The 12,871-nt window shown below is 70.4% G+C and carries 9 protein-coding genes and 1 riboswitch; of the genes, 8 read left to right on the top strand and 1 reads right to left on the bottom strand.

Features of this window, described 5'->3' with window-relative positions:
* Positions 1-1,321, bottom strand: a 1,321-nt coding sequence (locus CKO28_RS07490) for an NAD(P)/FAD-dependent oxidoreductase (protein WP_200340005.1), incomplete at its 3' end; no start/stop codon positions are given.
* A 405-nt stretch (positions 1,322-1,726) separates the two neighbouring features.
* Here CKO28_RS07490 and CKO28_RS07485 point away from each other — a divergent pair.
* From CKO28_RS07485 to cobO, 8 genes are all read left to right on the top strand, one after another.
* Positions 1,727-2,305 (top strand): sigma-70 family RNA polymerase sigma factor, encoded by a 579-nt coding sequence (locus CKO28_RS07485; RefSeq protein WP_242480399.1) that lies wholly within the window; start codon positions 1,727-1,729, stop codon positions 2,303-2,305.
* Complete coding sequence (locus CKO28_RS07480) at positions 2,306-3,007, top strand: ChrR family anti-sigma-E factor (RefSeq protein WP_200340004.1); 702 nt, start codon at positions 2,306-2,308, stop codon at positions 3,005-3,007. It begins immediately after the preceding gene.
* Between the two features lie 118 nt (positions 3,008-3,125).
* Positions 3,126-4,010, top strand: a complete 885-nt coding sequence (locus CKO28_RS07475) for an RNA polymerase factor sigma-32 (RefSeq protein ID WP_200340003.1) — start codon at positions 3,126-3,128, stop codon at positions 4,008-4,010.
* Between the two features lie 367 nt (positions 4,011-4,377).
* Entirely contained in the window at positions 4,378-5,793 is a 1,416-nt protein-coding gene (gene hemN, locus CKO28_RS07470) for an oxygen-independent coproporphyrinogen III oxidase (RefSeq protein ID WP_200340002.1), read from the top strand.
* Positions 5,794-6,039: 246 nt separating this feature from the next.
* Positions 6,040-6,290, top strand: a riboswitch (cobalamin riboswitch).
* 157 nt (positions 6,291-6,447) lie between these two features.
* Positions 6,448-6,990 (top strand): bifunctional adenosylcobinamide kinase/adenosylcobinamide-phosphate guanylyltransferase, encoded by a 543-nt coding sequence (gene cobU, locus CKO28_RS07465; RefSeq protein ID WP_200340001.1) that lies wholly within the window; start codon positions 6,448-6,450, stop codon positions 6,988-6,990.
* Positions 6,991-7,022: 32 nt separating this feature from the next.
* Positions 7,023-8,111: a cobalamin biosynthesis protein CobW gene (gene cobW / locus CKO28_RS07460; protein WP_200340000.1), complete on the top strand. Its 1,089-nt coding sequence runs from the start codon at positions 7,023-7,025 to the stop codon at positions 8,109-8,111.
* Between the two features lie 215 nt (positions 8,112-8,326).
* On the top strand, positions 8,327-12,091 hold the full coding sequence (gene cobN / locus CKO28_RS07455; protein WP_200339999.1) for a cobaltochelatase subunit CobN: 3,765 nt from the start codon (positions 8,327-8,329) through the stop codon (positions 12,089-12,091).
* On the top strand, positions 12,088-12,756 hold the full coding sequence (cobO, locus tag CKO28_RS07450) for a cob(I)yrinic acid a,c-diamide adenosyltransferase (protein WP_437127616.1): 669 nt from the start codon (positions 12,088-12,090) through the stop codon (positions 12,754-12,756). The genes cobN and cobO overlap by 4 nt, the downstream gene beginning before the upstream one ends.
* Positions 12,757-12,871: the final 115 nt, after the last annotated feature.

Here is a 12,871-nt window from a genome sequence, read left to right as displayed (position 1 = left end):
GCCGCGCGCCGTCGGCGCAGCGGGCCGCCGGGCTCGCCGCGGTCACCTCGTCCGCCCAGGGCGCGGGCGCGCCCAAGGCCGCGGCGACCGCGAGGCCCGCCTCAAGGCCGTCCTCGTGGAAGCCGTAGCCGCAGTAGCTGCCGCAGAACCAGGTGTTGAGCACGCCCTGGATATGGGGCAGGCGCCCCTGCGCGGCGATGGCGGGTCCGTCGAAGATCGGATGGCTGTAGGTCAGGTCGGCGTGCACCCGGCCGTCCGCCGGGGCCTGCAGCGGGTTGAGCGAGACGAACAGGTCGTGGCCGGGCAGGTTCTGCAGCCGGTTCATCCAGTAGGTGACCGACACCTTGGCACCGGCGTCCTGCGCGCCGTCGCCCAGGTAGTTCCAGGACGACCAGACCGCCCGGCGCCGGGGCATCAGCGCGGGATCATCGTGCAGGAAGGTGCGGTTGGATTCGTAGCCGAACGCGCCCAGCGTCCGCCGCTCGGCGTCGGTGGCGTCGTCGCCCAGGATCGCCAGCGCCTGGTCGCCGTGGGTGGCGAGCACGACCTGGTCGAAGCGCTGCGGCCCGGCGTCGGTGGTCACGCTCACGCCGGTCTGGTCGCGGGTCAGCCGGCGCACCGGCGTGGCGACCTGGAACCGCCGGCGGCCGACCGCCTCTGCGATCCGGCGGACGTAGGCACGGCTGCCGCCGGACACCGTGCGCCATTGCGGCCGGCCGCGGATCAGCATCAGGCCGTGGTTGTCCAGGAACTGCACGAAGCTGCGCACCGGAAAGCGCATCACCGCGTCGACCGGGCACGACCAGATCGCCGCCGCCATCGGTAGCAGGTGGTCGTAGGTGAAGCTGGCGCCGTAGCCGTGGTCTTGCAGATAGTCGCCCAGCGGCTGCATCGCCGCCGGGTCCTGCGGGTCCAATGCCAGCAGCGCCGGCGCCTCGCGGTAAAAGCGCAGGATCTGGCGCACCATCGACCAGTACGACGGCTTCAGCAGGTTCGACGGCTGCGCCACCAGGCCTTTCGGGCTGCCGGCGTATTCCAGCCGGCCGCCGCCCAGCGACACCCCGAACGACATGTCCGAGCCCTCGGTCGGCACGCCCAGCCGGTCGAACAGCCGGATCAGATGCGGGTAGTTGCGCGGGTTGTAGACGATGAAGCCGGTGTCGACGGCGGTGGTCGTGCCGTCGGGCCAGGTGACGTCCATTGTGTTGGCGTGGCCGCCCAGGCGCGGCTCGGCCTCGAAGACGGTGACGTCGTGGCTGCGTGAAAGGGCCCAGGCCGCGCCGAGACCGGCGATCCCGCTTCCGACGACGGCGATATGCATTCCAACTCCAGCCTGGATGGAAAGGGTTGGCGTGACAGTGGACCCGCGCCCGGCCCCACGCGCCGGTCCGCAAGCGGCGGGCGCGCGCACAACACACCGTTCACGCTTGTGCCTTCAATACGCGCGGCAAACAAGGCCGGATCACCCGGATCGCCGGTCGCCCGCCCGTGCGCCGGGCGCGGCACCGCGACTGCGGTGGCGCTGACGCTCACGAAATCGTGTGCGCAGTGTCAAGAATCCGCCACGCCGAATGATCCGCCCGGTTCCCGCTGGCGTAGGCAGTTTCGGACGGAGCAGACCGGACGCTGCGGCATGAACCTCGACCACGCTAAGGACGTGCATCAACCTGGCCAGCTTGGCTGCTCTTGGGTTGTGGCGTCGGGCGGTGGGCTCGTACAAAACGGTATGGACCCGAAAGCCGACGACATGGGCGAGCTTACGCCCACCTTGGCCGCCGATCTGTTGGATGCACTCGCCGCCGGGCCCGACCGGCAGGCGTTCAAGCGGCTGTTCGCCCATTTCGCCCCGCGGGTGAAGTCGTACCTCCGCCGCCTGGGCGCCGAGGATCAGCAGGCGGAGGAGTTGGCGCAGGAGGTGATGCTGACGGTCTGGCGCCGGGCGCAGCTGTACGACCGCCGGCAGGCCGGGGCCAGTACGTGGATCTTCACGATCGCGCGGAACAAACGGATCGATGCGATCCGCCGCGACAGGCGGCCGGAACTGGATCCCGACGACCCGGCCATTGCCCCGGAGCCGGAAACGCCGGCGGACCAGCAGGTCGAGGCGGGCCAGCGCCAGGAGCTGCTGCGCTCCGCCGTCGAGCGCCTGCCCGAGGAGCAGGCCCGACTGCTCCGTCTGTCATACTTCGAGGACAAGTCGCACAGCACGATCGCCGAGGAGCTCGATTTGCCGCTGGGCACCGTCAAGTCGCGGCTCCGTCTCGCGCTTTCAAGACTGAGGACGTTGCTGGAGGAAACAGCATAGATGGCGGAGCATCTCGCACCCGACGACCTGCTGCAGGAGTACGCGGCCGGCAACCTGTCCGAGCCGTTGTCGCTCCTGGTGGCGACCCACATCGCGCTGAAGCCGGAAAGCCGACAGACGGTGCGCTTTTACGAGGACGTTGGCGGCGCGCTGCTGGCGGCGAGCGCGCCGGAGCCGATGGCCGACGACGCGTTCGACAGCGTGATGGCGCGGATCGAGGCGGGCACGCCGGTGGTGCCCGACGGCGGCACGGCCGCCGCGCCGGTCGACGATGCGGCGCGCACCCGGGCGGCGCTGCCCGAGGGCGTGCGGATTGCCGCCGACGTGCCGACGCCGCTGCGCGACTATCTGGCCCGGGTCGGGGAGACGGCGTCGTGGCGCCAGCGCGGCGGCAGCGTGGCCGAACTCGACCTGCTGCCGGACTATCCGGGCTACAAGACCCGGCTGCTGCGGATCACGGCCGGCTCGCGGATTCCTCAGCACACCCACGACGGTGCTGAGTATACCCTGGTGTTGGAGGGCAGCTTCACCGACTCGACCGGGCGGTATGCCCGCGGCGACGTCTCGGTCGCGGACGATGATGTCACCCACCAGCCGGTCGCCGGGCAGGAGTGCGACTGCATCTGCCTGGCGGTGACCGACGCGCCGCTGAAGATGACCGGGCCGTTCGGTCGCATTTTGAATTACTTCGTGGATATGTGATCTTTTTAGGGGTCCAAACGATCCAGTGGGGGCGGGGGCGCGTAAGCCAGCATAGAGACGCACACAGCTGGCGTCAGGCGGGCACGACGGGCTGATCTTCAACAGCAGGATAGTAGCGATGGTGTCCAGCGAGATCTTAGACAGCCAAGCCGCCACGCAGCGATTCATCCGCGAGGCGATGAAGGCTCCCTTGCTGTCCCGCGAGCGCGAGACTGACCTCGCCACACGCTGGGCCGAGCAACGCGACGAAGAGGCCCTGCACGAACTGGTGAGTGCTCACCACCGTCTCGTCGTGAGTCAGGCGACCGCCTACCGCGGCTACGGGCTGAACATGTCCGACCTGCTGCAGGAGGGCAATCTGGGCCTGATGCAGGCCGCCGCGCGCTTCGACCACCAGCGCGAGGTGCGCTTTTCCACCTATGCGGTCTGGTGGATCCGGGCGGCGATCCAGGACTTCGTGCTGCGCAACTGGTCGATGGTCCGCTTGGGCACGACCACGCAGGAAAAGGCCCTGTTCTTCAACCTGCGGCGGCTGCGCGCGAAAATCGCCAGCGCCGACGGCACCACCAGCGACGCCGACGCCCGCGACAAGATCGCGAGCGAACTCAAGGTGCAGCTGAACCAGGTGGAGAACATGGAAGCGCGCCTGTCCGGTCCCGACCAGTCGGCGAATGCGCCGCTGGGCGAGGACGGCTCGTCGGAGTGGCAGGACCTGCTGGTCGACGACGGGCCGTCGCCGGAAGACATGGTGCAGAAATCGCGCGACAACGCGACCCGCGGCAAGTGGCTGAAAGCCGCGCTGACCGCCCTGCCGGCGCGCGAGCAGCACATCATCCGCGAACGCCACCTCAAGGAGCAGTCGACCACGCTCGCCGAACTGGGCGAGGAATTGGGCATCTCCAAGGAGCGGGTGCGCCAGATCGAGCACCGCGCGCTGCAGGAGCTGCGCAAGCGCGTGCTCAGCAGCGCCGACACCGAGATCGACGCGCCCGCCGACGTGTAACGAGAAAGGCCGGAAGGCGCTTGCGCCTTCCGGCCTCCGGTCCGTGGTGTGAGCGCTGGCAGCCTCCGCGACCTGCGCCTTCCGGCATTCCGCCTTAGGCGGCGCGGATCTCGGCCAGGAACGTGTCGACCGCCGCTTTCAGCCCTTCCGACTGCTTGGCGAGGTCGTCGGCCGCCTCCCTGACGCTACCCGACGCCTGGGCAGGCGTCTGGGGCGGTCTCTGACGCCGGTCACGGCCGGGTTCCAGCCTCCCCGGCAATATCGGAGCGTGGCCGGCTCGGTTGCGTGCGGCCGGAGACCTCCGCGCCCTCAATCTGGCTTGAGGTACATCAACGACACCGATGCCTGGTCGTGGTGGCGTCCAAATATGAGCACGATCACCGAGTTTCCCGACCCCGTCACCGCCGCGCCCGCCGATACGGTGGAGCTCGCCACGACCGAGTTGCTCGAAAAATACGACGGGCGCGTGCCGCGTTACACCAGCTATCCGACCGCGCCGCACTTCAGCGAGCGGGTCTCGCCGGAGGTTTACGCCGCGTGGCTGCGCGACCTGCCGGACGGAGCGCCGCTGTCGCTCTATCTGCACGTGCCGTTCTGCGACAGCCTGTGCTGGTTCTGCGGCTGCAATACCACGGTGGTCAACCGGCCGGAGCCGGTGGCCCGCTACGTCGACCTGCTGCTGCAGGAGATCGACATGGTGGCCCGGTCGATCGGGGCGCGCCGGCAGGTCTCGCAGATTCACCTGGGCGGCGGCAGCCCGACGATCCTGAGCGCCGAGCAGGTGCGCCGGGTGTTCGCCCGCCTGCGCCACAACTTCGACGTCCGCGTGGATGCCGAGATCGCGGTCGAGATCGACCCGCGCGGCCTGTCGGAGGACACCATCGCGGCGTTCGCCGAGGCCGGGCTGACGCGCGCCTCGATCGGCGTCCAGGACGTCAACCCGAAGGTCCAGGACGCGATCAACCGCATCCAGTCGCACGAGACCACGACCCGCTGCGTCGAGCTGCTGCGCAAGCACGGTGTCGACAAGCTCAACCTCGACCTGATGTACGGCCTGCCGTACCAGGGCATCGACGACCTCCAGGAAACGGTGCGGCGGAACCTCGAGCTGTCGCCCGACCGGGTGGCGGTATTCGGCTACGCCCACGTGCCGTGGATGAAGAAGCACCAGAAGCTGATCCCGGAAGCCGCCCTGCCGGGCACCGAGGCGCGCTGGCAGCAATACCGCGAGGCCGCCAACTGGCTGGTCGGCGCCGGCTACTGGCCGATCGGCCTGGACCACTTCGCCAAGCCGACCGATTCGATGGCCGAGGCGCTGCGCGAGGGCTGGCTGCACCGCAACTTCCAGGGCTACACCACCGACCTCGCGCCGGCCCTGCTGGGCCTGGGCGCGTCCGCGATCGGCAAGACACCGCAGGGCTACATCCAGAACCACAAGGATGTCCCGAACTACGCCGCGGCGATCAAGGACGGCCGGCTGCCCACGGCGAAGGGGGTCGAGGTTGGCCCGGACGATGCCATGCGCTCGGACGCGATCGAGCAGCTGATGTGCTTCATGACGGTGGACGTGGGCGAGGTCGCCGCGCGCCACGGCGCCGAGGCAAGCGTGTTCGACCCCGCGATCCGCCAGCTCCGCGAGATGGAGCAGGACGGCCTGCTGCGGATCAGCGGCAGCCGGATCACCGTCCTGGAGTGCGCCCGGCCGCTGCTGCGCACGGCGGCCAGCGTGTTCGACGCCTACCTCGAAAACAACGGCCAGCGCCGTCACGCCAGCGCGGTTTAAGGCGGGGACGGGCTCTGTCTTGCTCGTCTGACCCACCTGATTCCCCAGCTCAACTGGGAAACGGGGCGAGGGGAGGAGGCGCCACGGGCGCTGATGCCGCGGGCATCGAAACCCCGGGCAGTGATGCCGCGGGCAACCTCCTCTCCCTGGCCCTCTCCTCCCAGTGGAGGTGAGGAGATAAGATGCATGGGCGCAGCCGCCGCGAAACGCCAGCTTGTACCGGCGGGCGCGCTGTCCTAGGCTCGCGTTTCAGACACCACCGGCGGTTCCCGGGGCTCATGTCCCGGGATCAAGAGGGAACGGGGTGCGGCGGCTGCGGTCGCCAAGGCCCCGGCTGTCCCCGCAACTGTAAGCGCACCGGGCGCTCTGCCGTTGTTAAGCCACTGGCCGCCCTAGATTTAAGGCGCGGCCGGGAAGGCGGGCAGGGCGCGCGGCTCCTGGCAGCACAGGGGTCGCAGTGCGCGAGCCAGGAGACCTGCCGCCGGTCCATTTCCGCGCCAACGCGGACGCCGCCGGGCGGGGCAACCGGCGGTGCGCGACCCACCGGCGCCGTGTTCGCGGCGCCGGCGGCTGAATCGCGGTCGTCCGCGCTGGCCTGAGCGCTTGAAGGCAGGGAAGCTCGGGCCGCATGACCCTTTTCGACCGGACAGGCGCATGACCGCGCCCACGGAAACCGTGCGCGCAACGCTGGTGCTGGGCGGCCAGCGCTCGGGCAAGAGCGCCTATGCCGAACGGCTGGTCGAGGCGCAGCCGGGTGCGTGCGTCTACCTCGCCACCGCCGAGGCGCACGACAGCGAGATGGCGCGCCGGATCGCCGAGCATCGGGCCCGGCGCGGCAGCCGCTGGTCGACGGTCGAGGCGCCGCTCGACCTGCCGGGCGCCCTGGCGCACGCGGCCGGGCCGGAGCGTACCGTCCTGGTCGACTGCCTGACGCTGTGGCTGTCCAACCTGCTGGGCCACGAGCGCGACGCGGCGGCCGAACGGGCCCGCCTGTGCGACGCGCTGGCCGAGCTGCGCGGCCCGGCCGTGCTGGTCTCGAACGAGGTCGGCCAGGGCGTGATCCCGGACAACAAGCTGGCGCGCGTCTTCGCGGACGAGGCCGGCCGCCTGCATCAGGCGGTCGCGGCCGTGGCCGGGCGCGTCCTGTTCGTTACCGCCGGGCTGCCGCAGACGCTCAAAGACACCGCGCACACCTGACCCATCCACGACACCGAACGAGCCAGATCGCCATGACCAGCCCCGACGACGGCAGCACCCGTCCCGCCGCGCCGAGCGCGGACACGCAGACCACCAAGATCCCGACCACCGTGATCACCGGCTTCCTCGGCGCCGGCAAGACCTCGATGATCCGCCACCTGCTGGAGAACGCCGGCGGCAAGCGTCTGGCGCTGGTGATCAACGAGTTCGGCGACCTGGGCGTCGACGGCGAGATCCTGAAGGGCTGCGGCATCGAGGGCTGCTCCGACGACGACGTGCTGGAACTCGCCAATGGCTGCATCTGCTGCACGGTCGCCGACGACTTCCTGCCCACGATGGAAAAGCTGGTGAACCGGGCCGAGAAACCGGATCACATCGTGATCGAAACCTCCGGCTTGGCGCTGCCCAAGCCGCTGGTGCAGGCGTTCGGCTGGCCGGAGGTGCGCACCCGCGCGACCGTGGACGGCGTGATCGCCGTGATCGACGCGCCGGCGGTCGCCGACGGGCTGTTCACCTCGCAGCCCCAGCAGGTGCAGGCGCTGCGCGAGAGCGACCCGGCGCTGGACCACGAAAGCCCGCTGGAGGAGGTGTTCGAGGACCAGATCAACTGCGCGGACATCGTGGTCCTGAACAAGACCGACCTGCTGTCGGCCGAGGCGCTGGAAACCGTGGTCGCGGATCTCAAGGCCAAGCTGCGCCCGGGCACCAAGCTGCTGCGCGCGGCCCACGGCGCGGTCGATCCCGAAGTCATGCTGGGCCTGGGCTCGGGCGTCGAGGACGACCTGGCCGGCCGGCCCTCCCACCACGACGGCGAGGCGGAGCACGACCACGACGACTTCGAGAGCTTCGCGATTCCGTTCGACGAGCCGACCAGCCCGCAGGAGATCGTCGGCCGCATCCAGCCCGCGCTGGAAGCCCACGGCATCCTGCGCGTCAAGGGCTTCGCCAGCATCAAGGGCAAGCCGATGCGCCTGGTGCTGCAGGGCGTCGGCGGGCGCCTGCAGCACTACTACGACCGCGAGCTGCGCGCGGACGAACCGCGCGGCGGCCGCCTGGTCGTGATCGGCGAAACCGGCCTCGACCGCGCGGCGATCGAGGCGGCGGTCAAGGGCGGCGCGTAGAACCCGCCCGGCACCGGGAGTCGCCCTCATCCTCCCAAGGGCTGGCGCCCTTGGGCCCCCCTCTCCCCTCGAGGGAGAGGGGGTAAGCGGGCGCGCCGAAACGGCAATCATCCCCTCTCCCGTGATGGGAGAGGGCGGGGCCCGCCGGCCGTAGGCCGGTGGGAGGGTGAGGGTGGAACTCCCCGCCGCCGGATAAGGAACGACGGACAACCGACATGCATCTCCTCAAGGCCACGCCGGGCGGCGTGCAGGACGGGCAGGAGGCGGTCGACCTGGGCCAGGACCCGGGCGAGATCGTCGTGCTGTCCGCCGCCGACACGGAGCTCGCCAATCTGGCGCAGGCGCGCGGCGAGCTGGGCGACGCCTATCCGGAGCTGCGGCTGGCCAACCTGATGCAGCTCGGCCACAACATGTCGGTCGACCTTTATCTGGAGCAGACCTGCGCCCGGGCGCGGCTGATCGTGGTCCGCCTGCTGGGCGGGGCGACCTACTGGCCCTACGGCGTCGAGCAGCTGCAGATGCTCTGCGAATCGCGCGGTATCCAGTTGGCCCTCTTGCCGGGCGACGACCAGCCGGACGCCGACCTCGCCCAGCGCTCGAGCGTGAGCGAGGACGCCTATCACCGGCTGTGGCAGTACTGCGTCCACGGCGGCCCGGCGAACGCGCGCGCGTTTCTCGGCTACGCGGCGGAGCTGGCGGGCCGCGACGGCTTCGACTGGGCGGAGCCGGCGCCGCTCTTGCGCGCCGGCCTGTACTGGCCGGGCCGCGAGGCGCCGAGCCTGGACGATCTGCGCGCCGACTGGCGGGCGGACGCGCCGGTCGCGGCGATCGTGTTCTACCGCGCGCACGTGCAGGCGGCGAACCTGGCCCCGGTCGACGCGCTGATCCGGGAACTGACGGACGCCGGCGTCAACGCCCTGCCGATCTTCTGCGCCAGCCTGAAGGAGCAGGTCAGCGCCGATACCGTTCGTCACCTGCTGACCCAAGCGAACGCGGGCGTGGTGCTGAACGCGACCGGCTTCGCCGTCTCCAAGCCGGGCGCGGAACGCAGCGAGACGCCGTTCGACGCGGTTCAGGCGCCGGTGCTGCAGGTCGTCTTCTCCGGCGGCACGGAGCAGGCCTGGCGGGCGGGCACGCACGGCCTGGGCGCGCGCGACATCGCGATGAACGTGGCCCTGCCGGAGGTCGATGGGCGGATCCTGTCCCGCGCCGTCTCGTTCAAGGCGGAAGCGCGCTTCGATCCCAAGACGCAGACCGCCGTCGTCGCCTACCAGCCGGTCGAAAGCCGCGTGCGCTTCACCGCAAGGCTGGCCGCCAACTGGCTGAACCTGCGGAATAAAACGCCTGATAGCCGGCGCGTTGCGGTGATCCTGGCGAACTACCCGAACCGCGACGCGCGGATGGGCAACGGGGTCGGCCTGGACACGCCCGCGGGCACGGTGAACCTGCTCCACGCGATGGCCGCGGCCGGCTACGCGACCGGGGACATCCCGGAAAGTGGCAACGCGCTGATCGAGACGATCGCCGCGGGTCCGACCAACGCGGCGCATGACGGCCGGGAGATCCGCGAAACGCTGGACCTCGCGACCTACCGCGCGTTCTTCGATGCGCTGCCCGAGCAGGTGCGCGACGAGGTCACGCAGCGCTGGGGCGATCCCGAGAGCGATCCGTTCTTCCTGGCCGACCGGGACGCTTTCGCGCTGCCCGCGTACGTCCAGGGCAACACGGCGATCTGCCTGCAGCCCGCGCGCGGTTACAACGTCGATCCCGAACAGACCTACCACGATCCGGACCTGGTGCCGCCGCACGGCTACTTCGCGTTCTACGCCTGGCTGCGCCAGGGCTTCGACGCGGATGCGGCGATCCACATGGGCAAGCACGGCAACCTGGAATGGCTGCCGGGCAAGGCGCTGGCGCTGGACGAGACCTGCTATCCCGAGGCCACGCTGGGCCCGCTGCCCCATCTCTACCCCTTTATCGTCAACGACCCGGGCGAGGGGACGCAGGCCAAGCGCCGGGCGCAGGCGGCGATCGTCGACCACCTGACCCCGCCGCTGACCCGGGGGGAGAGTTACGGCCCGCTCGCCGAACTGGAGCGCCTGGCCGACGAGTACTACGAGGCCGCCGGGGTCGACCCGCGCCGGCTGGAGCTGCTGGGCCGGGAGATCCTGGACCTCTCCGCCCGGACCGGTCTGGACCAGGACTGCGGCATCCAGCGCGACGACGACACCGAGACGGCGCTGGGCAAGCTCGACAACTACCTCTGCGCGCTCAAGGAAATGCAGATCCGCGACGGGCTGCACGTGTTCGGGCAGGCGCCGGAGGGACGGCTGCAAACCGACCTGCTGGTCGCGCTGACCCGCCTGCCGCGCGGCCAGGGGGAGGGCGGCGACGCCAGCCTGATCCGGGCGCTCAGCACCGACCTCGGCCTTGGCGAGGCGTTCGACCCGCTGGACTGCACCTTCGGCGATCCCTGGGACGGCCCGCGTCCGGACGTGCTGGCCGGGCTGGGCGAGGGCAGCTGGCGCACCACCGGCGACACGGTGGAGCGGCTGGAACTGCTGGCGCAGGCGCTGGTCGCGGGCGCGCGGACGCCGGCGGATGGCTGGACACGCACGCAGGCGGTGCTGGCGACGCTGGAGACCACCGTCCGTCCCGCCGTGGCCGACTGCGGCCCGCGCGAGCTGCAAGGCGTCCTGACCGGCCTGGACGGCCGGTTCGTCGAGCCGGGGCCGTCGGGCGCGCCCACCCGCGGGCGCCTGGACGTGCTGCCCACCGGCCGGAACTTCTATTCCGTCGACACCCGCGTGGTGCCCACGCCGGCCGCCTGGCAGCTCGGCTGGAAGTCGGCCACGCGCCTGTTGGAGCGCCACCGGCAGGAGGAGGGCATGTGGCCCAGGACGCTGGCGATCAGCGCCTGGGGCACCGCCAACATGCGCACCGGCGGCGACGACCTGGCGCAGGTGCTGGCGCTGATGGGCGTGCAGCCGACCTGGGACACCGCCAGCCGCCGGGTCACCGGCTACGAGATCCTGCCGCTGTCGGTGCTGGGTCGGCCGCGGGTGGACGTCACGCTGCGCGTCTCCGGCTTCTTCCGCGACGCCTTCTCGCACCAGATCGATCTGATCGACAGCGCCGCCCGCGATGTGGCCGACCTGGACGAGCCGGCGGACCAGAACCCGCTCGCCGCCAAGGTCAAGGCCGACGCCCAAGCCCTTGAGGATCAAGGCGTCGACCGGGAGGTGGCGCGGACCCGCGCCGGCCACCGGGTGTTCGGCGCCAAGCCCGGCGCGTACGGCGCCGGCCTGCAGGCGCTGATCGACGAGAAGGGCTGGCAGGACACCGGTGACCTCGCGCGCGCCTACCTCGCCTGGGGCGGCTACGCCTACGGCGGCGGCACCCAAGGCACGGCGGAGCACGCGCTGTTCGCCGAGCGCCTAGGATCGGTCGAGGGCGTGGTCCACAACCAGGACAACCGCGAGCACGACCTGCTCGACAGCGACGACTACTACCAGTTCGAGGGCGGCCTGACCGCGACCGTCCGCCACCTGTCGGGCCACCAGCCCCGGGTCTGGCACAACGACCATTCGCGGCCCGAGAGCCCGCAGATTCGCTCGCTCGAGGAGGAGGTCGCCCGGGTCGTGCGCGCGCGTGTCGTCAATCCGAAGTGGATCGCGGGTGTGATGCGCCACGGCTACAAGGGCGCCTTCGAGATGTCGGCGACGGTGGACTACCTGTTCGCCTTCGCCGCGACCGCGCAGGCGGTGCGCGACCACCATTTCGACGCCGTCTTCGACGCCTACCTCGCCGACGACGAGGTCCGGGAGTTTCTACACGAGAACAACCCGGAAGCCCTCACAGACATCGCCGATCGCCTGCTGGAGGCCCAGGACCGCGACCTGTGGCAACCCAGAGGCAACACCACACGGCCGTCGCTGGAAGAGATCAAGGCCGGCCGCAGCTCGGAGGACGTGGCATGAGCCAGGACGGGACGAACCAGGACGGGATGAGCCCAAACGAAAGTGGTGGGGGCGATCCCTACGCCCGCGACAACGAGAAGGCGCGCAAGCGTAAAGAGGCGCGCGACAAGATGCTGGCGGAGAAGACGATCGAGAAGGGCCTGACGATCGTCCACACCGGCAAGGGCAAGGGCAAGTCGACGGCCGCCTTCGGCCTGGTGTTCCGCGCCATCGGCAACGGCATGCGCGTGGGCGTGATCCAGTTCGTCAAGGGCAAGTGGGAGACCGGCGAGCGCTTCGCCCTGGAGAAGTTCCCCGACCAGGTGGAGATCTACCGGATGGGCGAGGGCTTCTCCTGGGAAACCCAGAACCGGGCGCGCGACATCCAGGCCGCGCGCGCCGCCTGGGACAAGGCCAAGGAGATGATCGAGGCCTGCCGCAGCGAGCCGCCGCCGTTCGACATGCTCCTGCTCGACGAGCTCAACATCCCGCTGCGCTACGACAACCTGCCGATCGACGAGGTGGTCGAGACGCTGAAGGCGAAGCCGCACGACCTGCACGTCATCATCACCGGCCGCAACGCCAAGGACGAGCTGATCGAGGTCGCCGACCTCGTCACCGACATGACCATGGTCAAGCACCCCTTCCGCGCCGGCGTGAAGGCGCAGAAGGGGATCGAGTTCTAAGGTGGTGGCGCGCGTGAACCAGCCGGACGCGTCCCGACGCGCCCATCTGATTCCCCTCCTCCAATGGGAGGAGGGGCTAGGGGAGGAGGTTGCCGCGGTCCCTGACGGCGGGGCT

The sequence above is a fragment of the Rhodovibrio sodomensis genome, from assembly GCF_016583645.1.
In the GTDB taxonomy this organism is placed as follows: Bacteria; Pseudomonadota; Alphaproteobacteria; order Kiloniellales; family Rhodovibrionaceae; genus Rhodovibrio; species Rhodovibrio sodomensis.
This window is presented reverse-complemented; position numbering and strand designations above follow the sequence as displayed.